Origin of the sequence: Nocardioides marmotae (assembly GCF_013177455.1) — a bacterium.
GTDB classification, from domain to species: Bacteria; Actinomycetota; Actinomycetes; order Propionibacteriales; family Nocardioidaceae; genus Nocardioides; species Nocardioides marmotae.
This window is the reverse complement of sequence record NZ_CP053660.1, coordinates 907,829-933,354: the sequence shown is the minus strand read 5'-3', so window position 1 is coordinate 933,354 and position 25,526 is coordinate 907,829. Positions and strand designations below refer to the sequence as shown.

Genomic DNA, 25,526 nt, shown 5'->3' with positions numbered 1-25,526 from the left:
ATCAGCCCTGGTAGCGGGGGAACGCGCCGGGGCCGGCGTAGCGAGCCGCGTCACCCAGCTCCTCCTCGATGCGCAGGAGCTGGTTGTACTTGGCGACGCGCTCGGACCGGGCCGGGGCGCCGGTCTTGATCTGGCCGCAGTTGGTGGCCACCGCGAGGTCGGCGATCGTGGTGTCCTCGGTCTCGCCGGAACGGTGGCTCATCATGCAGCGGTAGCCGTTGCGGTGCGCCAGCTCGACGGAGTCGAGGGTCTCGGTCAGCGAGCCGATCTGGTTGACCTTGACCAGCAGCGCGTTGGCCTGGCCGCCGGTGATGCCGCGCTGGAGGCGCTCGACGTTGGTGACGAACAGGTCGTCGCCGACGAGCTGGGTGCGGCTGCCGAGCTGGTCGGTGATCGCCTTCCACCCCTCCCAGTCGTCCTCGTCGAGCGGGTCCTCGATGGAGACGATCGGGTAGGAGGAGACCAGGTCGGCGTAGTAGGCCGTCATCTGCTCCGCGCTCTTCTGCTGGCCCTCGAAGGTGTAGGACCCGTCGGTGCAGAACTCCGAGGCGGCCACGTCGAGGGCGAGCACGACGTCGGTGCCGAGCGTGAGGCCGGCGGCGCCGACGGCCTCGGCGATGAGGTCGAGCGCGGCGCGGTTGGACTCCAGGTCGGGGGCGAAGCCGCCCTCGTCGCCCACGCCGGTCGCGAGCCCGCGCTTCTTCAGCACCGACTTCAGCGCGTGGTAGACCTCCGTGCCGGTGCGCAGCGCCTCGCGGAAGGTCGGCGCGCCGATCGGCGCGATCATGAACTCCTGGATGTCGACGTTGGTGTCGGCGTGCGCGCCGCCGTTGAGGATGTTCATCATCGGCACCGGCAGCAGGTGGGCGTTGGGCCCGCCGACGTACCGGTAGAGCGGGAGGCCGGCGGAGTCCGCCGCCGCACGGGCGACGGCGAGCGAGACGCCGAGGATCGCGTTGGCGCCGAGCGTCGCCTTGTTGGGCGTGCCGTCGACGTCGAGCATCGTCTGGTCCACGACCCGCTGGTCGTCGGCGTCGAGGCCCTCGATGGCGGGGCCGATGGTGTTGAGGACGGCGTCGACGGCCTTCTCCACGCCCTTGCCGAGGTAGCGGTCGCCGCCGTCACGCAGCTCGACCGCCTCGAAGGCGCCGGTGGAGGCGCCGCTGGGAACCGCGGCGCGCGCGAAGGCGCCGTCGTCGAGGAGCACCTCGACCTCGACCGTGGGGTTGCCGCGCGAGTCGAGGATCTCGCGGGCGCCGACAGCTTCGATGGATGCCACTGGGGATGCTCCTGGGACCGGGGTGGGAGGGACGCCTCGAGCCTAGGGGATGGACCGGACCACCCCGTCCGGGCGGCCGGGGCGTGGCTACTGTTCGCGCCGTGCTGGACTACCGCGACCACGACGCCCTGGGCCTGGCCGCGCTGGTGCGCGCCGGCGACGTCACCGCAGAGGAGCTGCTCGAGGCGGCCCGCTCCCGCGCGGCCGAGGTCAACCCGCGGATCAACGCCATCGTCCGCGACGTCGACCCGCCGGCCCCGAGCGGGCCGGAGCCGGACGGCGGCCGGCCGTTCGCCGGGGTGCCGTTCCTGCTCAAGGACCTGCACCAGGACCTCGCCGGCCTGCCCACGAGCGGGGGCAGCGCGGCGCTGCGGGACCACCCGGCCGCGGAGACCGCGACGGTCGTGCAGCGCTGGGTCGACGCGGGCCTGGTCGTCTTCGGGAAGACCAACAGCCCCGAGTTCGGCGCCAAGGGCATCACCGAGCCGCACGCGTTCGGCGCGACCCGCAACCCCTGGGACACCGACCACACCCCGGGCGGCTCCTCCGGCGGCAGCGCGGCGGCCGTGGCCGCCGGGATCGTGCCGTGCGCGGCGGCCAGCGACGGCGGCGGGTCGATCCGGATCCCCGCCTCCGCGTGCGGGCTCTTCGGGCTCAAGGCCAGCCGAGGCCTGCTGCCGTCGGGGCCGGTCCGCGGCGAGCCGCTCGGCGGCACCGGCGTCGACGGCGTGGTCTCCCGCAGCGTGCGCGACACCGCCGCGATGCTCGACGTCCTGGCCGGGCCGACCGACGTCTCGCCGTACCTCCCCGGCGGGCTGCCCGCCGGCGGGTTCGCCGCCGGGCTCGACCGGGACCCCGGCCGCCTGCGGATCGGGATGACCTGGCAGAGCTCGATCAACCCCGACCCGCACCCCGAGGCCCGGGCCGCCGTACGCCGCGCCGCGGACCTGCTCAGCGACCTCGGCCACGACGTCGTCGAGGTCGCCACCCCCGTCGACGACGCCCGGCTCGCCCAGGACTTCCTCACCACCTGGTTCGCGCACTGCGCCGTCGCGGTCGAGGAGGCCCGCCGGCTCACCGGTGCCGGCGAGGACGCCTTCGAGCCCGACACCCGGGTGATGGCCGCGCTCGGCCGCGCGACCAGCGCGACGCAGTTCGTGCGGGCCGCCGAGGGCCGCCACGAGCACGTACGCCGCCTGGCGGCCTTCCACGCCGAGCACGACCTGCTGCTGACCCCCACCACGGCCACCCCACCCCCGCGGATCGGCGCCTTCGACCTGCCGGCGCCGGTGGCGCTCGCGCAGCGGGCGCTGCTGACCGCCCGGGCCGGCGGGGTGCTGCGCTTCACCCCGGTCGTCCATCAGATGATCGACAAGAACCTCGGCTGGGTGCCCTACACCCAGCTGGCCAACCTCACCGGCCGTCCGGCGATGAGCGTGCCGCTGCACTGGACCGCCGCCGGGCTGCCGATCGGCGCCCAGCTGGTCGGCCGGCTCGGCAGCGACGCGCTGCTCCTGCGGCTCGCCGCCCAGCTCGAGCGGGCCCTCCCCTGGTGGGACCGCCGGGCGATGGCCGACTAGCTGGACAAGCGGTTCCCGGTCCGTGTCCTGCGTGTGCCGTCCGCTGACGCCCCCCGTCAGGCCTGGACGACGTCGCCGCGTGCCAGCGCGAAGGGCAGGCGGTCGAAGACGATGCGGATCTCGGCGATCCGACCGTCGTGGACGCGGTAGAGCTCGGCACCTGGAGCGCTCGGCACTGCCGGGTTCGCCGTGTCGTACATGATGAGCACCTGGTCCTCGTCGCCGAAGGCCGCAAGGAGTGTCGAGCTCGTCAGCGAGCCGGCGAACGGACCCATGAAGCCACGCAAGGCGTCGGTACCGGTCAGCGTTCCGGGAGGTGCGTGACAGACGACGTCGTCGGCGACCTGCGCCAGCGCTGCGTCGAGGTCACCGGCGGTCCACGCGCGGTGGTAAGCCAGGGCGGTGTCCACCGCGGGGGTCTGCTGCTCGGTCATGGCGACTCCTGCTCGTCGAGGGTTGACACCTGTGTAGACACCACCCGGTTCGCGATCGGAACGGTCGAGCTCGCACCCTGGGAGGATCGGCCCTGTGGAGTCGTCGCAGATCGAAGCCGCGCGAGGCGGGGACGAGCTGGCCTTCGCTGCGCTCGTCGAACCGTTCCGTCGCGAGCTGCACCTGCACTGCTATCGGATCTCGGGATCTGTCGACGACGCCGACGACCTCCTGCAGGAGGTCCTCGTGGCGGCGTGGAAGGGTCTGCCCCAGTTCGCAGGGAGGTCCTCGCTCCGGACGTGGCTGTACCGGATAGCGACCACCCGGTCGCTGAGCCGGCTGCGGGACCAGGCCCGACGGCCGAGGCCGGCCCCCGCCCCGCCGTTCGAGCCACCGACACCGTCCGACCGATTCGATGTGCCGCACCTGCAGCCGTACCCGGACGCACGTCTCGACGAGCTCGACCCCGCGATGCGGGTGGTGGCGCGCGAGAGCATCGAGCTGGCCTTCGTCGTGGCGCTCCAGGCTCTCCCGCCCCGTCAGGCGGCGGCCCTGGTGCTCTGTGACGTCCTCGACTTCTCGACCGGCGAGGCTGCCGACATGCTCGCTGCAAGCCCCACGGCGGTGAAGGGACTTCTTCAACGCGCGCGCTCAGCCATGCCGGCTCCGCGTGCCAGGGACGGCTCGGACGCCCACGACGAGCTGGCCCGCGTGTTCGCCGATGCCTTTGAGCGCGACGATGTCGATTCCCTCATCGGCCTGCTGACCGACCAGACCTGGCTGGCGATGCCGCCGGCCAGTGAACGCTACGAGGGCCGTTCCGCGATCGAAGCCTTCCTGCGCGCGAGCGCGGCCGGCCGCCCCGGTGGCCACTACACGCTCACCGCCACCTCAGCAGCCAGTCGGCCAGCCTTCGTCTGCTACCTCGACGGCCGCGCGCGAGGACTGCTCGTCATCGAACCTGCGCCGGACGGGACACGTGTCGTCTCGATCATGCGGTTCCTCGACGACAACCTCCATCGCCACTTCGGAATGCCGGACACACTCCCCTGACGTCGACGACGTCATGCCAGCAACAACCAGCCTTTCCTAGCCGGCCGACCGGGCCAGCGCCCGCCGCACGGCGTCGCGCAGCGCCTGCTCGGGGTCGGTGCCGGCTGCGCGCGCCTCGGCCACGAGCGCGAGCAGCCGGTCGCCGAGCTCCGGGTGTTCGCCGCCGAGGTCGGCCGGCGTCCCGGCCCGCTCCAGCCGGTCGAGCACCTTGTCGGCGTACAGCAGGGCCGGGAGGGCCGGCGGGATGCCGTCGGTGAGCGAGGTGCGCTGCTTCTCGGCGGCCTTGGCCGCCTCCCACGCCTCGTTGACCGCCGCCGGGTCGTCGGCGTCGACGCCGGCCGCCTCGGCGGCCGACCCGAAGACGTGCGGGTTGCGGCGGTGCATCTTCGCGGTCACGTCGGTGGCGACGTCATCGAGGGTGAACTCCCCGCGCTCCTCGGCGAGGACCGCGTGGAAGTAGACCTGGAGCAGCAGGTCGCCGAGCTCCTCGCGCAGCGCCGACCAGTCGCCGGTCTCCTCGCCGACGTCGATCGCCTCGAGCGTCTCGTGGGTCTCCTCCAGCAGGTAGCGCGCGAGCGACCGGTGGGTCTGGGCCCGCTTCCAGCCGCACTCCGCCCGCAGCCGCCGCATGACGGCCAGGAACTCCAGGAGGGGTACGTCGGCGGGGTCGCTCACGCGGGTCAGCCGCAGCGCTGGGAGTCCGGGAGCGCGGCGGCGTACACCGGGTCCGGCGACTCGGCCATCGCGGCGCTGGCGACCTCGCCGACCGCCACCGAGGTCTCGGTGTCGGTGTCGAGGGGCTGGCCGTCGCGCAGCTCCACGCCGTAGCGCGGGTTGATCTCGACGTCGTTGTCCTCGATCCAGGCCGCGAGCGCCTCGTTGCCCAGGCCGGCGACCTGCTCCTCGGTGGGGTCGGCGAGGCCCTGCTCCTCGGCGAGCACGCGCCCGACCCCGAGGACGAGGTCGCTGACCAGGCTGTTGGTCGACTCGACCTCGACGACGGCCTCGCGCTGGTCCTCGGGGAGCGCGGCGACGGCGGCCTCGAGCCGGGCGACCTGTCCGGCGTACTGCTGACCCGGCTCCACCCCGTGCTCGGCCGCCATCTGCTCGGCGGCCGCGGCGAGCGCGAGCTGACCGGCGACGCCGCTGGTCAGGTAGCGGTTCGGCAGCACCTGGCCCTCGAGCTGCGGGGTGATCGCGTCGCAGTACGACGCCGCGATGGTGTCGACGCGATCGGTCGTGATCGCGGTGTCCCCCACCTCCGCGGCGACGCCCGGCGCGAAGCCGGTGCCGGCGACCCCGCACCCGGTCAGCAGCCCGGAGGCGAGCAGGGAGACGGCCGCGAGGCCGAGGAGGGGACGGGTCTGCTTCACGGCGTCTCCTGGTGCTGGACCGGCAGGCCGGTCGTCGATGTCAACTGGTGGTCAGCTGGTGGCCGGCGGGTCGATGATGGCGTCGATCACACCGTGGGCCCATTGAAGCAGGGCGATGCCGGCGATCGGCTTGCCCCCCACCACCGCGGTCTGCGGGCGCGGCACCAGGATCGTGTCGAGGGCCGGCTTCACGATCGACTTCGGGTACATCCGGTTGAGCCGGACCACCCGCGACTCCGGCAGGCTCACCGGGGCGAAGCGGATGTTCTTGCCCGCGGCCGTGACCTCCCCGATGCCGGCCGTGCGCGCCCGCGCGCGGAACCGCGCGACCAGCAGCAGCGAGGTGACGACCTCCGGCGGCTCGCCGTACCGGTCGACGAGCTCCTCGCGGATCTGGTCGACGTCGGCGTCGCTGCGGACCTCGGCGAGCCGCTTGTAGACCTCCAGCCGCAGCCGCTCGCTGGGGATGTAGTCGTGCGGCAGGTGCGCGTCGACCGGCAGCTCGATGCGGACCTCGTTGAGCTCCGGCTCCGTCTCGCCCTTGAACTCGGTGACGGCCTCGCCGACCAGGCGGACGTAGAGGTCGAAGCCGACGTCGGCGATGTGGCCCGACTGCTCCCCGCCGAGCAGGTTGCCCGCGCCGCGGATCTCGAGGTCCTTCATCGCGATCGCCATGCCGCCGCCGAGGTCGGAGTGCTGTGCCAGCGTCGCGAGCCGCGCGTGGGCGGTCTCGGTCAGCGGCTTCTCCCCCGGGTAGAGGAAGTAGGCGTAGGCGCGCTCCCGGGACCGGCCGACCCGGCCGCGCAGCTGGTGGAGCTGGGAGAGGCCGAGGGTGTCGGCGCGCTCGATGATCATCGTGTTGGCGTTGGAGACGTCGAGACCGGACTCCACCAGCGTCGTGCAGACCAGCACGTCGAAGCGCTTCTCCCAGAAGTCGAGCATCACCTGCTCGAGCTGCTTCTCGTTCATCTGGCCGTGCGCGGTCGCGACCCGCGCCTCGGGCACGAGCTCGCGGATCCTCGCGGCCGCCTTCTCGATCGAGTTGACCCGGTTGTGGATGTAGAAGACCTGGCCCTCGCGCAGCAGCTCGCGGCGTACGGCGGCGACGACCTGGCGGTCCTCGTAGGCGCCGACGTAGGTCAGCACCGGGTGCCGCTCCTCGGGCGGGGTGGTGATCGTCGACATCTCGCGGATGCCGGTGATCGCCATCTCCAGGGTGCGCGGGATCGGCGTGGCCGACATGGAGAGCACGTCGACGGAGGTGCGCAGCCGCTTCATCTGCTCCTTGTGCTCCACACCGAAGCGCTGCTCCTCGTCGACGACGATCAGCCCGAGGTCCTTGAACCGGATGTCGGGGTTGAGCAGCCGGTGGGTGCCCACGACGATGTCGATGCTGCCCTCGGCGATCCCCGCCATCACCTCGGCGGCCTCCTTGTCGCTCTGGAAGCGCGAGAGCGCCTTGAGCACGACCGGGAAGCCGGCCATCCGCTCGGCGAAGGTCGAGAGGTGCTGGGTGACCAGCAGCGTGGTCGGCACGAGCACGGCGACCTGCTTGCCGTCCTGGACGGCCTTGAACGCCGCGCGCACCGCGATCTCGGTCTTGCCGTAGCCGACGTCGCCGCAGATGAGCCGGTCCATCGGCATCGTGCGCCGCATGTCGGCCTTGACCTCGTCGACCGTGCTCAGCTGGTCGGGGGTCTCCTGGAACGGGAAGGCGTCCTCGAGCTCGCGCTGCCACGGGGTGTCCGGGCCGAAGGCGTAGCCCTGGGTGGCCTGCCGCGCGGCGTAGAGCTTGATCAGCTCGGCGGCGATCTCGCGGACGGCCTTGCGGGCGCGCCCCTTGCGCTTGGCCCAGTCCGCGCCGCCGAGGCGGTCCAGGCTGGGCTGCTCGCCGCCGACGTAGCGGGTGACCTGGTCCAGCGCGTCGGCCGGCACGTAGAGCCGGTCGGGCGGACCGCCGCGCTTGGAGGCGCCGTACTCGAGCACGAGGTACTCGCGGACCGCGCCGCCGACCTCGCGCTGCTTCATCTCCACGAACCGGCCCACGCCGTGCTGCTCGTGGACGACGTAGTCGCCGGCCTTGAGCTCGAGCGGGTCGATCTGCTTCTTGCGCCGCGCGGGCATCTTCCGCATGTCGCGCGTGGAGGACTTCTGGCCGGTGAGGTCCTCGCCGGTGAGCAGCACCGTGCGGCCCAGCTCGTCGACGAAGCCGTGCGCGGCCGAGGCGCAGGTGACGGTGACGACGTCGGTGGCCGGCGGGCCGCTGAGGTCCTCGACCAGGCGCGCGGGGACGTCGTGCTCGGCGAGCACCTCGACCATCCGGTTCGCTGGGCCGTGGCCGGGGTGGACGACCACGGTGCGGTAGCCCTCGGCGAGCCAGGTGCCGATGTCCTTGACCGCGCGCTCCAGGTCACCGCGGTAGGCGTCGACCGGGTGCATCGGCAGCGCCCGGCTCGGCACCGCGCCGGCGATCGCGTCGACGTCGGTCACCGGCCCGGAGGCGTCGTCGCCGATGCCGAAGGGGCTCATCGTCCACCACGGCTTGTGCTGGTCCAGGGCGTGCTCGCGGACGTCGGAGAGCGAGCGGTACGACGCCGCGCCGAGGTCGATCGGCGCGGTCCCGCCGCTGGCGGCCGCCGCCCAGCTCGCCCCGAGGAACTCCTCGCTCGTCGCGACCAGGTCGTGGGCCCGGCTCCGCGCCCGCTCGGGGTCGAGGACCAGCACGTGGGTGTCGGCCGGCATCAGGTCGACCAGCAGCTCCATCTCGTCGGTGAGCACGGGTGCGAGGGACTCCATGCCCTCGACCGCGATGCCGGCGGCGATCTTGTCGGTGAGCTCGACCAGGGTCGGGTGCCGGCGGCCCAGCTCGGCGGCGCGCTCGCGCACCTCGTCGGTGAGCAGCAGCTCGCGGCACGGCGGCGCCCAGAGCCGCTCGACCTTGTCCAGGGTGCGCTGGTCGGCGACGGAGAAGGCGCGGATCTCCTCGACCTCGTCGCCCCAGAACTCCACGCGCAGCGGGTGCTCCTCGGTCGGCGGGAAGACGTCGACGATGCCGCCGCGGACCGCGAACTCCCCGCGCCGCTCCACCAGGTCCACGCGGGAGTACGCCGCGTCCGCCAGCCGCCGCACCACGTCGTCGAGCGGGGCGTCGTCGCCCGGAACCAGCTCGACGGGGGCGAGCTCGCCGAGCCCCTTCACCTGGGGCTGGAGCACGCTGCGCACCGGCGCCACGACGACCTGGAGCGGGCCGTTGCTGGCGTCGTCGCCGGGGTGCACGAGCCGGCGCAGCACCGCGAGCCGGCGACCCACGGTGTCGCTGCGGGGGCTGAGCCGCTCGTGCGGGAGCGTCTCCCAGCTGGGGTAGTAGGCGACCGTGCCGGGGTCGAGGAAGCAGCCGAGCGCCTCGACCAGGTCCTCGGCCTCCCGCGCGGTGGCGGTGACGGCCAGCACGGTGCGGCCGGCGCGGACCAGGCCGGTGACCACGAACGGGCGCAGCGCCTCGGGCCCGGTGAGGTCGAGCGCGCGGACCGCGCCCCCGCGGGCGTCCTCGACGGCGGCGGCGAGGGTGGGGTCGGCGAGGACGACGTCGGCGAGGCCGGTGAGGCTCACGGTGCTCCTGTGGGGTGGTTCTCGGGTGCGGTGCAGGCTGCTCGGGTGACTCCGGCGGCCGGGCTGCTCGGGCGGACGGCGGGGGCCGCGCAGCACGAACGCCCCGGGCCGGTGCGGCACGGGGGCGGTACCCGATCCTACGACCGGCCCCCGAACGCCGCCTCGCGCAGCCGGGCCAGGTCCGGGCGGTCGTGGTAGTAGGCCCGGCCGTCCGCGGCGATGGCCGCGAGCCAGTCGGCGCGGGCGGCCAGGTGGGCGACGTACGCGTCGCGACGCTCGCGGAGGCCGGGGTGCACGGGCGTGACGTCGACGTCGCGGCAGACCGCGAGGGCGTCGCGCACGCGCGGCTCGGCCTCGCGGGCCTCCTCGGCGACGAGGTCGAAGAACCCGTCCTGGCTGCTGCCCCGGGGCACCGAGAGCAGCGCCGGCTGGACGTAGGTGCGGATCATCGACATGGACTCGTCGGTCCGCTCCGTGGCCGTGGCCGCCTCGGTCCCGCATCCGTCGACGGCGCGCTCCTCGCTGCCGCGCAGGCGGTGGTCGACCGCCCAGCCGACGAGGAGGACCAGCGCGAGGGCCGCGAGCAGCCAGCGCGTACGCCGTCGCACCGGTGCGCGACCGGGCTGGTCGAGGACCTCGGCTTGCTCCATCCGTCCCAGTGTGCGCGGGGCCCGGTGGGCCCGGGCCCCGTGACCCCGGGGCTCAGCCGACGCCGTGGCGCTTGACGAACTCCACGATCGCCTCGGCCAGCTCGGGGCGGCAGACGATGAGGTCGGGGAGGTAGACGTCCTCCTGGTTGTACTGCAGCGGGGTGCCGTCGACGCGGCTGGTGAACAGCCCGGCGGCGCGGGCGACCGCGACGGGGGCGGCGGAGTCCCACTCGAACTGGCCGCCGGCGTGCACGTAGGCGTCGGTGAGGTCGCGGGCGACGCTGATGACCTTGACCCCGGCCGAGCCCATCGCGACCAGCTCGGCGTCGAGCTCCTCGGCCAGCGCGTGGACGAACGCCGGCGGGCGGCTGCGCGAGACCGCGATCCGCGGGCGCTCGCTGGTGCGCGGCGGCACGACCGGCGGCTGGCCGGTGTTGAAGGTCTCCCCCAGCGCCGGCTGCGCGACGGCCCCGGCGACCAGGTCGCCGTCCTGCCACAGCGCGACGTGGACGGCCCAGTCCTCGCGGGGCACCTCGGAGAACTCCCGGGTCCCGTCGAGCGGGTCGACGATCCAGACCCGGTCCTTGGTCAGCCGGGCCTTGTCGTCCTTGCCCTCCTCGGAGAGCAAGGCGTCGTCGGGGCGGTGCTCGGCGATCAGGCCCATCAGCAGCTCGTGGGCGGCGCGGTCGCCGGCGTCCTTGAGCTCCTTGCCCTCCAGGCCCTCACCGCGGACCTCGAGCAGCCGCTCGCCGGCGACGGTGGCCAGCCACGTCGCGAGGACGTGGTCGTCGTGGGCAGCGGACTCGGGCGGGGAACCGGCGTCGAAGGTCACGGGCGCCAGCGTAAGGCTCCGGCGGGTCCGGCCTGTAACGCGCTGGCGCCCGCCGGTTGAGCAGCGAGCGCCAGCGACCCCCGCTGGTTGAGCAGCGAGCGCCAGCGACCCCCGCTGGTTGAGCAGCGAGCGCCAGCGAGCGTGTCGAAACCCGGTGACGTGCTCGCGGCCCTGAGCCCCTCACCGGGTTTCGACACGGTCGGCGCCAGGGCGCCTCCCTGCTCAACCAGCGGGAGGCGACGAAGCGTCAGATCGGGAGGCCGTGCTCACGCAGGGCGGAGCGGAGGGCGTCCGGCCCGTCGTCGACGGTCCACACCACGCCGCGCAGGCCGGCCTCGCGGGCCGCCTCGACATAGTGGTCCTTGTCGTCGACGTGCAGCACCGCGGCCGGCTCGAGCCCGAGCCGCTCGACGACGCGGACGAAGAAGGCCGGGTCGCTCTTGGTGACCCCGAGCTCGCAGGAGCTGAAGGTGGAGTCGAGGAGGTCGCCGTACCCGAGCTCGTCGCGCATGTACGCCGTGCGCAGGTCGTGCTGGTTGGTCGCCAGGTGGACCGGGACGCCGGCCGCGCGCAGGTCGCGGGCGACCTCGGCGGTGTCGGACACGACCTCGATGTGGTGGTAGTGCGCCACCAGGTCCTCGGCCCGCTCCGGCACGCCCCAGTGCTCGAGCACCTCGGCGACGACGTCGCGGAAGGAGCGGTGCCCGGTGAGCGCCGCCTGCTCGGCCTCGAAGAGGTGCTCGGTGAACCGCTCCCCCGAGCCGGCGGGGACGAGGGAGCGCAGCGTGTCGAGCCAGCCCGGCGGGTTGACCTGGAGGACGCCGTCGGCGTCGAGGAGCACCGCCCGGACGGCCGTGCCCGACACCGAGGGCGAGGGCGAGGGCGAGGGCGAGGGCGAGGCGCGCATCAGGAGTTGAACTTCTGCTGCGTGCGCTCGAGGCCCTCCAGCACCAGGCACTCGACCGCGTCGGCGGCGGTGTCGACCTGGAACGGCAGGACCTTGCGCTCCGCGGCGGAGTAGTTGGACAGCACGAAGTCCGCGACCTCCTGGCGGCCCGGCGGGCGGCCGATGCCGACGCGGAGCCGGTGGAACTCGCCGGTGCCGAGCGAGGAACGCATCGACTTCAGGCCGTTGTGGCCGTTGTCCCCGCCACCGAGCTTGGCGCGCATCGTGTCGAAGGGGATGTCGAGCTCGTCGTGGATCGCGACGATGCGCTCGGGCGGCACCTTGTAGAAAGTGGCGAGCGCCTTGACCGGCCCGCCGACCTCGTTCATGTAGCACCGCGGGCGGGCCAGCACGACCCGCGCCTGCGCCGAGCCCGGCGAGCCGAACCGGCCCTCGACGACGTCGGCCCGGCCGGACTTGTGGGCGCGGAACGGCGAGCCCATCCGGCGGGCCAGCTCGTCGGTGACGAGGTAGCCGATGTTGTGCCGGTGACCGGCATAGGAAGGGCCGGGATTCCCGAGGCCGACGACGAGCCACACGGGGTTGGCGGTGTCGGTCACGGGTTCCCGGCCCTTCCTGGTTCCGAACAGGCGCACGACGTACGACGTGCCCGGTCCGGGGTGGCTTACTCGGAGTCGGCGGCCGACTCGTCGGCAGCGGCGTCGCCCTCGGCGGACTCCGCAGCGCTCTCGTCGGACTCGTCGCGCTCGATGCCGGCCTCGGCCTCGGCGTCGGCGAGCTCGGCCTCGAGGGCCTCGGCGGAGACCTGCTCGGTGATGTTGACGATGAGGGTCTCACCGTCGACGAGCAGGGTGGAGCCGGAGGGCAGCTCGAGCTGCGAGGCGAGGATCTGGGTGCCGGCGGGCAGGCCCTCGATCGAGACCTCGATGGACTCGGGGATGTGGGTCGCCTCGGCCTCGAGGGAGACCGTGGTGTTCTCGGTGACGACGAGCGTCTCCCTGGCGGCCTCGCCGGTCACGAGGACGGGGACGTCGACGGTGACCTTCTCGCCCCGGACGACGGCGACGAAGTCGACGTGCTCGAGGTGGCGCTTGATCGGGTCGATCTGGACCTGCTTGGTCAGCGCGAGCTGGATGTCGCCCTCGATGTCGAGCTCGAGCAGCGCGTTGGCGCCGCCGTGCTTGAGCGCGAGCATGGTGGCGTGGCCCGGGAGGGTCACGTGGATGGGGTCGTTGCCGTGACCGTAGATGACGGCGGGCACCTTGTTCTCGCGGCGGATCCGGCGGGCGGCGCCCTTGCCGAACTCGGTCCGCTTCTCGGCGGTGATCTTCTCGCTGGCCATCGGGCCCTCCTCGTACGTGGGTCTGGTCGTGCGTCTCGGGGCCTCGGCTCGACGGCGCGGCACACCCGGAGGTACGGCCAGCCCTGTCGATCACGGAGCGGTCCACGGCCGGCTTGGCCGGACCCTCCCTCGCCGAGGCAACCGCAGCAGTCTAGGGGCGAACCCGGCGGATGCCCAATCCGCCCCTCGTGTCCGGTCCCCCGAGGGGATAGTCCGCCACGTACGCGCCCTTGGCGGCGGGATCCAGGGCGCAGGTGTGGCGGACTATCCCGGCAGGCCGTGCGTCTCGGGCCCGGGCCGGCCTGGGCCGACCCGGGGTCAGGCGCAGCCGGCCTCGGTCTCGGCGAAGGTCCAGCGCTCGTCGAGGTCGACGGTCGTCTCCCCCTGCTCGCCGTCCGCGGCCGCCCAGGTCGCGCGCACACCGGAGATCGAGGCGGGCGTGCCGTCGAAGCGCAGGTGCAGCACGACGAGGCCGGTCTGCCCCTCCACCGGCACCCAGGACGACACCGGGTCGCGCTCGACCCAGCTCACCTCGCCGCTGCGGCCGATGTCGGCGCGGCCCGACCACGTGGTCGCGCCGCTGTAGTCGATGCGGCCGCCGTAGTTGACCGGCGGCACCACGATCCCCTCGCCCACCTGCCGTACGCCGACGGGGTCGACCAGCTCGAAGGCGAAGCCGTCGAGGTCGGCCAGCGCCTCCCACTGCACGTCGAACCAGGCCAGGTCGCGGGGCGGGCCGACGGTGCACGACTCGCCCCGGATGCTCGAGGAGGTGAGCGCGAGGAGCGGCTCCTGCGCCACCGGCTCGGCGGAAGCACCCTCGTCGGAGGCACCCTCGGGCGCCACGGCCGCGCCGGACCCGGCGGAGGCGTCGCGCCAGGTCTCCATCTCGCTCTCGGTGCTGCACCCGACGGCGCCGACCGCGAGGGCGACGGCGACCAGGCCGCCGAGGGCCCGGCGCATCAGGCGTGGCCGTCGAACATCGAGGTGACCGAGCCGTCCTCGAAGACCTCGCGGATCGCGCGGGCGACCAGCGGGGCGATCGAGAGGATCGTCAGCTTGTCGAACTCCCGCTCCGGGGCGATCGGCAGCGTGTTGGTGACGATGACCTCGACGGCCGAGCAGTTCTTGAGCCGGTCGACCGCGGGGTCGGAGAGGATCGCGTGCGTCGCGGCGATGATCACGCCGGCGGCGCCGTCCTTCATGAGCGCCTCGGCGGCCTTCACGATCGTGCCGCCGGTGTCGATCATGTCGTCGGTCAGGATGCACATCTTGCCGGCGACCTCGCCGACGACGCGATTGGCGACGGTCTCGTTCGGCCGGTCGGTGCGCCGGGTCTTGTGGATGAACGCGAGCGGTACGCCGCCGAGCTTGGCCGACCAGCGCTCGGCGACCTTGATCCGGCCGGCGTCCGGGGAGACGACGCACAGCTGCTCGTGGCCGTACTTCTCCTTGACGTACTGGGTCAGGATCGGCAGCGCCATCAGGTGGTCGACGGGGCCGTCGAAGTAGCCCTGGATCTGGTCGGCGTGCAGGTCGACCGAGATCAGCCGGTCGGCGCCGGCGGTCTTGAACAGGTCGGCCATCAGGCGGGCCGAGATCGGCTCGCGACCGCGGTGCTTCTTGTCCTGGCGGGCGTAGCCGTAGAAGGGCATGACCACGGTGATCCGCTTGGCGCTCGCGCGCTTGAGCGCGTCGACCATGATCAGGTGCTCCATGATCCACTCGTTGATCGGAGCGGTGTGGCTCTGCAGCACGAACGCGTCGCAGCCGCGCACCGACTCCTCGTAGCGGACGTAGATCTCGGAGTTGGCGAACTCATAGGCCGAGGTCGGCACGAGGTCGGTGCCGAGGATCCCGGCCACCTCCTCGGCGAGCTCGGGATGGGCCCGACCGCTGAAGACCATCAGGTTCTTCTCGGTGGTCTTCTTCATGCCGGTCATGTGGTGCTCCCTGGTCGCGGGGGTGGGTGCCGTCAAGATTCTCCCCCCGGAGGCGGGGTCCCCCCAACTCCGTCCACGTCCGCGTCGGACCCGGTGTGAGCCGAGTCTCGTACGGCCTCGGCCGCGGCTGCCTGGGCGGTGCCGGCGCGGCGGCGGAGGACCCAGCCCTCGACGTTGCGCTGCGGGCCGGCGCTGACCGCCAGGTCGCCCGCCGGGACGTCCTCGCGCACGACCGTCCCCGCGCCGGTGCCCGCTCCGTCGCCCACGGTGACCGGCGCGACGAAGGTGTTGTTCGAGCCGGTCCGCGCGTGGCGGCCGATCGTCGTGCGGTGCTTGGCGACCCCGTCGTAGTTGGCGAAGATCGTGCCCGCGCCGATGTTGGTGCCCTCCCCGACCTCGGCGTCGCCGACGTAGGACAGGTGCGGGACCTTCGCGCCCGCGGCGAGGGTGGAGTTCTTGGTCTCCACGAAGGTGCCGATCTTCCCGCCCTCCCCGAGGTGCGTGCCGGGGCGGAGGTAGGCGAACGGCCCGACGTTCGCGTCCTGGCCCACGACCGCCAGCTGGCCGTGGGTGCGCACGACCCGCGCGCCGGCGCCGATCTCGCAGTCCTGGAGGGTGGTGTCGGGGCCGATGACGGCGTCCTCGCCGACGACGGTCGCGCCGAGCAGCTGGGTGCCCGGGAGGATCGTGACGTCCTGGGCCAGCTCGACGTCGGCGTCGACCCACGTCGTCGCGGGATCCATCACGGAGACGCCCTCGCGCATCCACCGGGTGAGGATCCGGCGGTTCATCTCCCGGCCGAGGTCGGCGAGCTGGGCGCGGTCGTTGGCGCCCTCGGTCTGCAGGACGTCCTCGAGCGGGTAGGCCCCGACGGTCAGCCCGGCGTCGCGGGCCAGCTGCACGCAGTCGGTCAGGTAGTACTCGCCCTTGGCGTTGTCGTTCCCGATCTGCGGCAGGGCCTCGGCGAGGAACGCCGCGTCGAAGGCGAGGATCCCGGAGTTGATCTCGTGGATCTCGCGCTGCTCGGGGGTGGCGTCCTTCTCCTCGACGATCGCGACCACGTCGCCGTCGGCGTCGCGGACGACCCGGCCGTAGCCGAACGGCGCGGGCACGATCCCGCTGAGGATGCTCACCGCCCGCTCGGCCGCCTCGTGCTCGGCGGCGAAGGCGCGCAGCGACTCGCCCTCGAGCAGCGGGGTGTCGCCGTACGCCACCAGCACCGTGCCCGACCCGATCCCGCCGGCGGCCTCCACCGCCACCCGCACCGCGTGGCCCGTGCCGAGCTGGTCCTCCTGGACCGCGAGCAGCGCGTCGGGCAGGAGCTCCTTCACGTGCGGTCCGACCAGCTCGCGCTGGTGGCCGACCACCGCCACCACCTGGCGCGGCTCCAGGGTCTGCACCGCGTGCAGCACGTGGCCGAGCATGCTGCGCCCGCAGACCGGGTGCAGCACCTTCGGGGTCTTCGACCGCATCCGGGTGCCGCCGCCGGCCGCGAGCACGATGACCGTCAGGTTGTTCGTCACGCTCCCCGGGTAGGAGTCGAACCTACGTCGCTGCTCCGTCGAGGACAGCGACCCGAGTCGGGGACTCCGGACCCGGTGGTGCCGGTCCGGCTTCGACGCTCACCATACGGCGCCGGCCGGTCGACGGCCCGCCCGCGACGGCCACCGGCTCCGCCTCGCACCTGTGCTCCCCGGGTAGGAGTCGAACCTACGTCGCTAGTCCTGATTCAAAGTCAGGCGGGCCCTGCCGGCAGACCAACCGGGGATCGCCCTCCGGGTGCCGGAGGAACCGGGTCAGCCTAAGGCCAGCCCGGCGACAGGGGCACCCGAGCCACTCCCCCTGCTCCCCTCGCTCCCCCTGCTCCCCCTGCTCGGCCGGCGATCACGGGCGGGTGGGGGGTGGTGCTCGCTAGGTTCGGGGGATGGACCTGCCCGTGATGCCGCCCGTGCAGCCGATGCTCGCCACGTCCGTGGCGGGCGTGCCCGACCCGGGCAAGCACGCGGGCGGGCTGCTGTACGAGCCGAAGTGGGACGGCTTCCGGTGCATCCTGTTCCGCGACGGCGACGAGGTGGAGCTGACCAGCCGCAACACCAAGCCGTTGACGCGGTACTTCCCCGAGGTCGTCGCGGCGGCCAAGGAGCAGCTGCCGGAGCGGTGCGTGCTCGACGGCGAGCTGTTCGTCGCCGTCGGTGACCGGCTGGAGTTCGAGGTCCTCCAGGAGCGGATCCACCCGGCCGCGTCGCGGGTGCGGATGCTGAGCGAGACGACGCCGGCCGGCTTCGTCGCCTTCGACCTGCTGGCGCTGGGCGAGGAGTCCTACGCCGAGCGCCCGTTGGCCGAGCGGCGGGCCGCGCTGGAGGAGGCGCTCGCCCACCTCGTCGGTGGGCGCGGGCCGTGCCACCTCACCCGGGCCACCACCGACCCGGCCGAGGCGGAGGGCTGGTTCACCCGGTTCGAGGGCGCGGGGCTCGACGGGGTGGTCGCCAAGCCACTCGCGGCGGCGTACGTCCAGAACGGCCGCACCATGCTCAAGGTCAAGCACGAGCGGACCGCCGACGTGGTGGTGGCGGGCTACCGCGAGCACAAGACGAGCACCTCCGAGCGGATGCTGCTGGGCAGCCTGCTGCTCGGGCTGTACGACGCCGACGGCTCCCTCCAGCACATCGGGGTCAGCGCCAGCTTCACCGAGAAGCGCCGCGCCGAGCTGATCGAGGAGCTCCAACCGCTGGTGTGCCCCGCCGAGGAGCACCCCTGGGGCGCCTGGAGCGAGATGGCGATCGCCAACCCCGACCGCGTCCCTGGCACGCAGAGCCGGTGGAGCGTCGGCAAGGACCTCTCCTTCACCCCGCTCCGGCCCGAGCGGGTCCTGGAGGTGAAGTACGACCACATGGAGGGCCGCCGCTTCCGCCACACCGCGCACTTCAAGCGCTGGCGGCCCGACCGCGACCCGACCTCGTGCGGCTACGACCAGCTCGACGAGCCGGTGCGCTACGACCTCGCCGAGGTGCTGAGCGCCGCGCCGGGGACGGCCGCGGCGCAGCCACGCGGGCAACGGCACGGGGACGGACGCGGGGACTAGGGTGGCGCTCATGGCCGACTACGACGTCGTACTCCTCGTCGAGCAGGCACTCACGCCCGCCGACGCCGCGCAGGTCCGCTCGCTGCACGAGGCGATCGAGGAGCCGGTGACCTACCACGTCCTGCTGCCGCTGGAGGACGCCGCGGCACGCGTCGAGGCCGCGATGGGGTCCCTCTCCGGCGGTGAGCTGCTCGCCTCGCCGGCGATGACCATGAGGGAGGTCGACCTCGAGGCCGTCCAGGAGGACTGCGAGGAGCGCTCCCGCGAGGACCTCGACCGCACCCTCGACGCGCTGCGCGAGGCCGGGGCGACCGCCCACGGCCAGATCGTCACCGACTCCCCGGTCCAGGCGCTCGTCGACAAGATCAAGGAGGTCGACGGGCGCGAGGCGATCATCCTCACCCGGCCCCACGTCGTCGCGGAGTTCTTCCACGTCGACTGGTCCTCGCAGGCCCGCCGCAAGATCGGCGTCCCGGTGCTGCACCTGCTCGAGCACGAGACGTTCGACGAGCAGGCCGGCGGCGGCGAGGGCATCACGGGCTTCTGAGGTGCGACTCCCCCTCCGCCGGTCGGCCGCGGCCGGCCCCGCCGACGAGCCCGCTCCCGCTCCCGCTCCCATTCCCGCGACGACCCTCGAGCGCCCGGCCCGGCCGGTGCCCCCGCGCGGGCGCCCGGTCGCGACGTACGCCGCCGTGCTGGACGGTGAGCACCTCTGGCTCGCCGTCGAGGCGGCCCCCGGCACGCTCGCGCTCCGCGAGACCGGCTCCGAGGAGGTCCTCACGCTGGTCGGGGACCACGAGGACTCCCTGAGCCACGTCTCGGTCCGCGCCGACCTGCTCGCCCTGCCCGGCACCGACGACGCGACGTACGACGCCGTGCTGGTCGGCCCCGGCGGGCGCGCGCCGCGGCCGGTGTGGACCCCGCCGCTCGCCGACGTGGGCCCCGACGTCCAGGCCGGGCCGACGATCGTGCCGACCAGCCGCGACGGCTCGCTGCGGTTCGCCCTCGAGCGCGCCGAGGACGGCACGCTGCGACTCGTGCGCACCGCCGTCGCCGAGCCGCTCCCCCGGCTGGCGTCGGTGATCTCCACCGGTGACGCCGTCGAGCTGCACGTCGTCGGCGCGATCGGCGGCGAGCTGCAGCTGCGCGCCGGTGGCCCCGACGGCGAGGTCGTGGCGAGCGTGCCGCTCGTGACCGGCCGCGCGGTGCTCCACCGCGACGCCGTGCCGCTGGACCGCGGCCGCAAGCTGGCGGTGACCGCGGGCACGGCCACCGCGGCCCGCCCGGTCACCCGGGACGCCAACGACCTGCGCGAGGCCAACCCCGCCACGCTGCTGCCCCACCTCTACCTCGACGACGCCGACCGCCCGCTGTGGCGCCTGGTGTGGACCGCCGACCGGACCCTCGGCGTGCGGGTCCCGCCCCGTGACCGGACCGACGGTGACCGGACCGAGCAGGACCGGACCGGGGAGGACGCCTCGTGAGGATCGCCTGGCTCGTCTTCAACCTCGACGGCATGGGCGGCACGTCGCGCTCGGCCATCACCCAGGCCAACGCGCTGGCGCCCGACCACGACGTGCGCCTGGTGAGCGTGACCCGCAGCGGGGACCGGCCGCACTACGACGTGGACGACCGGGTCGCGGTGCAGTACCTCGTCGACGTCCGCGAGGACCGCGACCCCACCGTCCCGCCCGTCGCCGGGCTCACCCCGGCGGTCGCCACCGCCCTCGCCGACCGCGAGTCCGCGCTGGTCCCGGCCCGGTGGGACGGCCAGTTCTCCGCGCTGACCGACGTCGCGATGGAGGCGGCGCTGCCCGCCCTCGACGTCGACGTGCTGGTCACCGTCACCCCCGCGCTGCTGGCCTCGGCGGTCCAGCTGCTGCCCGACCACGTCACCGTCGTCCACCAGGAGCACCGCTCCTCCTCCGACCGCACCTCCGGCCTCGAGCCGCTGCTGACCTACGCACCGCGCGCCGACGTCGTCGCGCTGCTGACCCCGACCGTCGAGACCTGGCTGCGCGAGCGGCTCGGCGAGGTCGCGCCGGAGACCGTGGTCGTGCCGAACCCGCTGCCGATCGGGTTCGTCCCCCGCTCCCGGCTGGACCGCAAGGTCATCGTGGCCGCGGGCCGGCTGGTCCCGGAGAAGCAGTTCCCCAAGCTCGTCGCCGCCTTCGGCCAGGTCGCGGACCGGCTCCCCGGCTGGCGCCTGCGCATCTGCGGCGAGGGCCCCCAGCGCGCCGAGATCCTCCGCCAGGTCCGCAAGGACGGCCTGTGGGACCGCGTGGAGCTGCCGGGCGCGGTGCCCGACATGCGCGGTGAGTGGGCCAAGGCCAGCATCTCCGCGCTGACCTCCCGCGCCGAGGGCTTCCCGCTCGTCGTCCAGGAGGCGATGGCCGCGGGCGTGCCGGTCGCCAGCTTCGACTGCGCCTCCGGGCCGCGCGAGATCATCGAGCACGAGGTCTCGGGCCTCCTCGTGGGCCCCGAGTCGGTCGCCGGCATGGCCGCCGCGCTGCTGCGCCTGGCCGGCGACGAGGAGCTGCGCCACCGCCTCGGCGAGGGCGCGCACCGCGCCGCCCGGCAGTACGACGCCCACGCGCTCGCCGAGCGCTGGCTCGGCATCTTCGCCGACGCCCGCGCCCGCCGCGCCGGCCGCGGACGACTGGAGTCCCGGGCGCTCGCGAAGCCGCCGCGCCGGCCCCGGGCGGCCGCGGCGGCCGTCGACGTCGCCGAGGTGACCCCGCTCGAGGCCCGCCGGACCGCGCTGCGGCTGGCCGTCGACGCGGCCCGCGCCGCCAGCGACGCCTGGTTCGTGGTCCCCCGCGACGGGTCCAACCCGCCCACGGTCGTCGTGCCGATGGCGGCCCGCCGCGCCCTCCTGGACCACCTCGCCGCCGCGAGCGTCCCGTCGTACCTCTCCCTGCGCGACCCGGCCCAGCACGGCTGGCACGAGCGGCGCGGGAGCGTCGCGGAGCTCGCCGCCGACCTGCGCCGCGGGATGACCACCCAGGTGAGCCTCGAGCCGTGGCCGACCGACCCGCGCACCGGCCGGCCCGGGCTGCTGGCCGGCGGCTGCGGGGTTGACGTGCAGTTCTGGGAGACCGGCGTCGACGGCGACCTGGTCGCGCCGCGCCGCAACCGGTGGGTGCAGACCCTCCCGGCGGGCACGAGGCTGGTCGACCACGAGGTCGACGGCGTCACGGTCCGGACCCTGCCGCTGATGGCGGAGCCGACCTTCGACGAGTGCCGCTTCCCGATCGACGTGGTCTACACCTGGGTCGACGGCGACGACCCGGCGTGGAACGACGCGCGCGCCGCGCGGCTCGCGCAGGTCACCGGCACCGCCACCACCCGCGAGGCCAGCGGGCGGGCGCGGTTCGTCCACCGCGACGAGCTGCGCCACTCGATGCGCAGCGTGCACCTCTTCGCGCCCTGGGTGCGCCACGTCTACCTGGTCACCGCCGGGCAGCGGCCCGACTGGCTCGCCGACCACCCCCAGGTGACGGTCGTCGACCACCGCGAGATCCTGCCGGCCGAGGCGCTGCCGACGTTCAGCTCCCACGCGATCGAGACCGCGCTGCACCGCATCCCGGGGCTCAGCGAGCAGTGGATCTACCTCAACGACGACGTGTTCCTCGGGCGTCCGGTGCGCCCCGAGCAGCTGTTCACCCCGGCCGGGCAGAACGCCGTGTTCCTCTCGGCCACGACCGTCGGCCCCGACGACGCACCCGGCGCGCCGGCGTACCTCCACGCCGCCTGGAACAACCGCCGGCTCCTGCGCGAGGCCTTCGGGGTGACCACCACCAGCACGCTGGCGCACACCCCGCACCCGCACCGCGTCTCGGTGCTCACCGAGATCAGCGAGCGGTTCGCCGAGGACGTCGCGCGCACCGCGCGGGCGCCGTTCCGCTCCGAGGCCGACGTCTCCCTGCTCAGCTCGCTGGCCCAGCACTACGGCCTGGCGACCGGCACGGCGTACGTCGGCTCCGCCGAGCACGCCTTCGTCAACGTCAGCAACAGCGACGTGGAGTGGCAGCTGCAGCGGCTGCTGGACCGCGAGCAGGACTTCTTCTGCCTCGGCGACCACCACGACCACGCGGTCACCGCCGCGCGGCTGGACCGGCTGCTGGCCGACTTCTACGCCGAGTACTACCCGGTCGCCGCGCCCTGGGAGCGCTGAGGAGCGCCCAGCGCCCTCAGCCCTCCCGGGGCTCCCGGAGCGCCTTGAGCTCCGCGCGGAGCTTCTCGATCCGCTCGTTCTTGACCGCGAGCCGCTCCTTGAGCTGCCGGCGGACCGCGGCGACCTGCGCCTGGGTCTCGTCGGAGGCCAGCGCCGCGGCGGCGTCGTACATCTCGAGGTACTCCCGCTGGAGGTCCGCGAGCTCCGCGATGGCGCTCTCGTCGTGCGGCGAGCCGACCAGCGTGCCCATCGCGGCCCAGGTCCGGTCGGCCAGCGACCGCAGCGCCGGGGAGACGGTGATGTCGTCCCAGGTCACCTGCGAGCGGTTGAGCCGGACGTCGACGAAGTCGTCGACCGGGTGCGGGGCGTCGAGCGGCCCGGCGTAGGTGAGGCCGAGCTGGTCACCCGCGCGGGTCATCGCGGTGCGCCAGTCGGAGACCAGGTCGGCGTACGGCACGAACGCGCGGCGGTGGCCCCGGGTCGCCTGCTCGGTCAGGAACGCGGCGTTGATCCAGGCCGCGACGTTGGCGGTCTCGCGCTGGCGGCGGAAGGAGTCGGACTGGGCGGTGAGGTAGGCGGTGTCGCGCGAGCGGACCACCTCGGTCGGGTGCCGCAGCATGGTCAGCGTCGAGACCTCGATGCCGAGCTCGCCGGCCACCCGCAGCCACAGCTCGTGCACCCAGAACTCGCGCGGGTCCTTGACCACGACCTGCGGCTCGCCGAGGGCGACCACCCCGGCCAGCCAGGTGCGCAGCTCGTCCTCGACCTCGGGGGTGACCGCGGCCGCGGCGACCTCGGCGGCGGTCGGCCGGGTGTCGATGGTGCGCACCGGGACCGGGTTGAGCAGCCGCTTGTGGAACTCGGTCACCCACAGCGGCTCGTAGTAGCCGCGCGGGTTGGACTCGTCGGCCTCCACCTCGGGCTGCGGGACGTGCAGGCCGAGCCGCTTGAGGGTGCCCGCGACGCTGCTGGTGCCGCTGCGGCCGGAGCCGGTGACGATGACGAGCCTCACGGGCGCCGAGGCTACGCGACCGGGTCGCCACCCCCACCGCCGAGTCGGCACTTCTGACCCGCCGAGTCGGCACTTCTGACCCGCCGAGTCGGCACTTCTGGCGCTCGACCACGAGGTCGCCGCCACAACTGCCGACTCGGACCGCGACAAGTGCTGATTCGCGGGGTCAGAAGTGCCGGTTCGGCGCGGGTGCGCGGGAGGGATGGCTAGGCTGCGCGACCGTGAGAGCAATGGGCGCCGACCTCCTCCCCGTGGCACCGGCCGCCGGATCCGTCCAGCACGAGGGTCGGGCCGCGCTGTGGGCCGAGCGCCCCGACGGCGTCCGCGCCGTGCTCCGCGTGCGGTTCGAGGACGCGACCGCGACGATGGTCGTCCACGACCTCGATCTGGTCGTGCCCGTCGAGGAGGCCGCCCGCGCCGACCGCCGCCGTCTGCTGCTCCTCGGCTCGCGCCAGCCCGACGTGCGCTCCTACGTCCGCCGCCTGGCCGACCAGGGCTGGCGCGAAGTCGCCCGAGCGGTGCCCCCCGGGACGACCTACGCCCTCAGCCTCGTCGAGGGCCCGACCGGCTGACCGCCGCGACCGCCGGACGTACCGAAGTCGGCGCGGGCGCTCCCCCACCGGCGTGTCGCCGGCGTCCGGCCGGGTTCGGTACGTCCGCAGACCGCGCTCAGTCGCGGCGCGCGCGGAGCTGCTCGACCAGGATGTCGCCGTGGCCGGCGTGCCGGGCCAGCTCGGCGACCAGGTGGGCGTGCACGTAGCGCAGGCTGACCGGACCGTGGTGCCAGGGGAAGGTCTCGTCGAGGTCGTGCTCGGCGGCGATCTCGCGGGACCGCTCGCAGGCCGCGAGGTAGGCGTCGCGGACCGAGGCGATCGTGTCGCCCTCGGCGAGCACGAAGCTCTCCTCGACGGTGTCCGGCAGGCCGAGCGCGGCGCGGGGCACCCCGGCCACCCGGTGGTGGAACCACACCCGCTCGACGAACGTCGCGTGGGCGACCAGCCCGAGCACGGTCGTCAGGGACGGGACCAGCCGCTCCCGGGCCTCGTCCTCGCTGAGGTCGTCGAGCAGCGCGGCGACCTCGTCGCGCTGCCGGTCGAGCATCGACTCCAGGACCACCCGTTCGTCCGCCACCTCGAAGGTCATGGCGCGACGCTAGTCCTCGACCCGGTTGCCCTCGGCATCCCAGTGCGCGGCGACCTTCTTGCTGGGCTGCACCCGCGGCGGCTCGCCGGGCATCTTGGGGTAGTCCGGCGGGAAGTTGAGCTCTCCCCCGGGCAGCTCCTCCCACAGCCGCAGCAGCGGCTCGAGGGAGAAGGCCTCCTCGTCGATGTCGGCCCACGGATCGCCGTCGGCGAGCCGGTCGGGGACGGTGAAGAGGTTGAACGCGTGGGGGTCGGTGAGCTCGGCCAGCTCCGCCCAGGTGACCGGGGTGGAGACCGGGGCGCCCGGCTGCGGCCGCAGGGAGTACGCCGAGGCGATGGTGCGGTCGCGGTTGTTCTGGTTGTAGTCGACGAAGATCCGCTCGCCGCGCTCCTCCTTCCACCACTCGACGGTGACCCCGTCGTCGCGCCGGGCCAGCTCCCGGCCGAAGCCGATGGCGGCGTGCCGCAGGTCGGTGAACTCCCACCGCGGCTCGATGCGGACGTAGACGTGCACCCCGCGGTTGCCCGAGGTCTTCGGGTAGCCGCGCAGGCCGAGCTCCTCGAGCAGCTCGCGCGCGAGGCCGGCCACCCGCACCGCGTCGGCGAAGGTCGTGCCGGGCTGCGGGTCGAGGTCGATCCGCAGCTCGTCGGGGTGGTCGAGGCTGGCCGGGTCGTCGGTGCGGCGCACCGGCCAGGGGTGGAAGGTGAGCGTGCCCATCTGCGCGCACCACACCGGCACGGCGATCTCGGTCGGGCAGATCTCCTCGGCGGTGCGCCCCGAGGGGAAGGTGATCCCGACGCTCTCCAGGTAGTCCGGAGCGCCCTTCGGGACCCGCTTCTGGTAGAACGCGTCGGCCTTCTCCCCCGGCCGGCCGGTGGCCAGCGTGATGCCGGGGTGGACGCCGGCGGGCCACCGCTCGAGCGCGGTGGGGCGGTCGCACAGCGCGCGCATCAGCCCCTCGCCGACCGAGGCGACGTACTGCGCCACCATCAGCTTGGTGACCTCGGGCGTGGAGTCCGTCGCCGGGTAGATCACCCGGTCCGGGCTGGTCACGCGGACCTCGCGGTCTCCCGCCACGACCGTCGCAGCCGCTGCCTTCGCCATGCCGACAC

Annotated in this window: 23 protein-coding genes and 1 tRNA gene; 7 read left to right on the top strand and 17 right to left on the bottom strand. The window is 73.8% G+C overall.

The window, feature by feature from the left end; translation table 11 throughout:
- Position 1: 1 nt before the first annotated feature.
- On the bottom strand, positions 2-1,279 hold the full coding sequence (eno, locus tag HPC71_RS04405) for a phosphopyruvate hydratase (protein WP_171896159.1): 1,278 nt from the start codon (positions 1,277-1,279) through the stop codon (positions 2-4).
- A 101-nt stretch (positions 1,280-1,380) separates the two neighbouring features.
- On the opposite strand from eno, the gene HPC71_RS04400 reads away from it, so the two are divergent.
- Positions 1,381-2,859 (top strand): amidase, encoded by a 1,479-nt coding sequence (locus tag HPC71_RS04400; RefSeq protein WP_253943895.1) that lies wholly within the window; start codon positions 1,381-1,383, stop codon positions 2,857-2,859.
- A 56-nt stretch (positions 2,860-2,915) separates the two neighbouring features.
- Here the strand turns inward: HPC71_RS04400 and HPC71_RS04395 are convergent, their stop codons facing one another.
- Positions 2,916-3,293, bottom strand: coding sequence for a nuclear transport factor 2 family protein (locus tag HPC71_RS04395; protein ID WP_154613867.1), 378 nt, complete (start codon positions 3,291-3,293; stop codon positions 2,916-2,918).
- A 94-nt stretch (positions 3,294-3,387) separates the two neighbouring features.
- On the opposite strand from HPC71_RS04395, the gene HPC71_RS04390 reads away from it, so the two are divergent.
- On the top strand, positions 3,388-4,344 hold the full coding sequence (locus tag HPC71_RS04390) for an RNA polymerase subunit sigma-70 (protein WP_171896157.1): 957 nt from the start codon (positions 3,388-3,390) through the stop codon (positions 4,342-4,344).
- Positions 4,345-4,380: 36 nt separating this feature from the next.
- Here the strand turns inward: HPC71_RS04390 and HPC71_RS04385 are convergent, their stop codons facing one another.
- The 12 genes from HPC71_RS04385 to HPC71_RS04330 form a co-directional block, all read right to left on the bottom strand.
- Positions 4,381-5,019, bottom strand: coding sequence for a MazG nucleotide pyrophosphohydrolase domain-containing protein (locus tag HPC71_RS04385; RefSeq protein WP_253943894.1), 639 nt, complete (start codon positions 5,017-5,019; stop codon positions 4,381-4,383).
- Positions 5,020-5,024: 5 nt separating this feature from the next.
- Positions 5,025-5,717, bottom strand: a complete 693-nt coding sequence (locus tag HPC71_RS04380; protein WP_154613866.1) for a hypothetical protein — start codon at positions 5,715-5,717, stop codon at positions 5,025-5,027.
- A gap of 51 nt (positions 5,718-5,768) precedes the next feature.
- Positions 5,769-9,326 (bottom strand): transcription-repair coupling factor, encoded by a 3,558-nt coding sequence (mfd, locus tag HPC71_RS04375; protein WP_171896155.1) that lies wholly within the window; start codon positions 9,324-9,326, stop codon positions 5,769-5,771.
- A gap of 137 nt (positions 9,327-9,463) precedes the next feature.
- The gene (locus HPC71_RS04370; protein ID WP_154613865.1) at positions 9,464-9,976 is read right to left on the bottom strand and encodes a hypothetical protein; all 513 of its coding nucleotides are present in this window, start codon (positions 9,974-9,976) and stop codon (positions 9,464-9,466) included.
- A 52-nt stretch (positions 9,977-10,028) separates the two neighbouring features.
- Positions 10,029-10,808 carry a 3'(2'),5'-bisphosphate nucleotidase CysQ gene (locus tag HPC71_RS04365; RefSeq protein ID WP_171896153.1) on the bottom strand — a complete coding sequence of 260 codons (780 nt, stop codon included), beginning with the start codon at positions 10,806-10,808 and terminating at the stop codon, positions 10,029-10,031.
- A gap of 247 nt (positions 10,809-11,055) precedes the next feature.
- Positions 11,056-11,715, bottom strand: coding sequence for an HAD family hydrolase (locus HPC71_RS04360; RefSeq protein WP_154613863.1), 660 nt, complete (start codon positions 11,713-11,715; stop codon positions 11,056-11,058).
- Positions 11,715-12,314, bottom strand: coding sequence for an aminoacyl-tRNA hydrolase (gene pth / locus HPC71_RS04355; RefSeq protein ID WP_171896152.1), 600 nt, complete (start codon positions 12,312-12,314; stop codon positions 11,715-11,717). The genes HPC71_RS04360 and pth overlap by 1 nt, the downstream gene beginning before the upstream one ends.
- 65 nt (positions 12,315-12,379) lie before the next feature.
- Positions 12,380-13,057 (bottom strand): 50S ribosomal protein L25/general stress protein Ctc, encoded by a 678-nt coding sequence (locus HPC71_RS04350; protein ID WP_154613862.1) that lies wholly within the window; start codon positions 13,055-13,057, stop codon positions 12,380-12,382.
- 318 nt (positions 13,058-13,375) lie between these two features.
- Positions 13,376-14,020, bottom strand: coding sequence for a hypothetical protein (locus HPC71_RS04345; RefSeq protein WP_154613861.1), 645 nt, complete (start codon positions 14,018-14,020; stop codon positions 13,376-13,378).
- On the bottom strand, positions 14,020-15,000 hold the full coding sequence (locus HPC71_RS04340; RefSeq protein WP_154613860.1) for a ribose-phosphate diphosphokinase: 981 nt from the start codon (positions 14,998-15,000) through the stop codon (positions 14,020-14,022). The genes HPC71_RS04345 and HPC71_RS04340 overlap by 1 nt, the downstream gene beginning before the upstream one ends.
- 32 nt (positions 15,001-15,032) lie before the next feature.
- Positions 15,033-16,523, bottom strand: coding sequence for a bifunctional UDP-N-acetylglucosamine diphosphorylase/glucosamine-1-phosphate N-acetyltransferase GlmU (glmU, locus tag HPC71_RS04335; protein ID WP_171896150.1), 1,491 nt, complete (start codon positions 16,521-16,523; stop codon positions 15,033-15,035).
- A gap of 166 nt (positions 16,524-16,689) precedes the next feature.
- Positions 16,690-16,768: transfer RNA gene (locus HPC71_RS04330), tRNA-Gln, on the bottom strand.
- Between the two features lie 156 nt (positions 16,769-16,924).
- On the opposite strand from HPC71_RS04330, the gene HPC71_RS04325 reads away from it, so the two are divergent.
- The 4 genes from HPC71_RS04325 to HPC71_RS04310 are packed head-to-tail and all read left to right on the top strand — an operon-like array spanning position 16,925 to position 22,259.
- Complete coding sequence (locus tag HPC71_RS04325; protein WP_154613858.1) at positions 16,925-18,082, top strand: ATP-dependent DNA ligase; 1,158 nt, start codon at positions 16,925-16,927, stop codon at positions 18,080-18,082.
- Positions 18,083-18,092: 10 nt separating this feature from the next.
- Positions 18,093-18,629 (top strand): hypothetical protein, encoded by a 537-nt coding sequence (locus tag HPC71_RS04320; RefSeq protein ID WP_154613857.1) that lies wholly within the window; start codon positions 18,093-18,095, stop codon positions 18,627-18,629.
- 1 nt (position 18,630) lies between these two features.
- Positions 18,631-19,566, top strand: a complete 936-nt coding sequence (locus tag HPC71_RS04315) for a hypothetical protein (RefSeq protein WP_154613856.1) — start codon at positions 18,631-18,633, stop codon at positions 19,564-19,566.
- Positions 19,563-22,259, top strand: coding sequence for a stealth conserved region 3 domain-containing protein (locus tag HPC71_RS04310; RefSeq protein ID WP_154613855.1), 2,697 nt, complete (start codon positions 19,563-19,565; stop codon positions 22,257-22,259). The genes HPC71_RS04315 and HPC71_RS04310 overlap by 4 nt, the downstream gene beginning before the upstream one ends.
- A gap of 16 nt (positions 22,260-22,275) precedes the next feature.
- On the opposite strand, the gene HPC71_RS04305 is transcribed toward HPC71_RS04310, so the two are convergent.
- Complete coding sequence (locus HPC71_RS04305) at positions 22,276-23,271, bottom strand: sulfotransferase family protein (RefSeq protein ID WP_154613854.1); 996 nt, start codon at positions 23,269-23,271, stop codon at positions 22,276-22,278.
- 230 nt (positions 23,272-23,501) lie between these two features.
- On the opposite strand from HPC71_RS04305, the gene HPC71_RS04300 reads away from it, so the two are divergent.
- Positions 23,502-23,843: a hypothetical protein gene (locus HPC71_RS04300; protein ID WP_154613853.1), complete on the top strand. Its 342-nt coding sequence runs from the start codon at positions 23,502-23,504 to the stop codon at positions 23,841-23,843.
- A 97-nt stretch (positions 23,844-23,940) separates the two neighbouring features.
- Here HPC71_RS04300 and HPC71_RS04295 read toward each other — a convergent pair whose 3' ends face one another.
- Together HPC71_RS04295 and HPC71_RS04290 are read right to left on the bottom strand one after the other, a co-directional pair.
- Positions 23,941-24,414, bottom strand: a complete 474-nt coding sequence (locus HPC71_RS04295; RefSeq protein WP_154613852.1) for a DinB family protein — start codon at positions 24,412-24,414, stop codon at positions 23,941-23,943.
- A gap of 9 nt (positions 24,415-24,423) precedes the next feature.
- Positions 24,424-25,518, bottom strand: a complete 1,095-nt coding sequence (locus tag HPC71_RS04290) for a DNA polymerase domain-containing protein (protein ID WP_154613851.1) — start codon at positions 25,516-25,518, stop codon at positions 24,424-24,426.
- Positions 25,519-25,526: the final 8 nt, after the last annotated feature.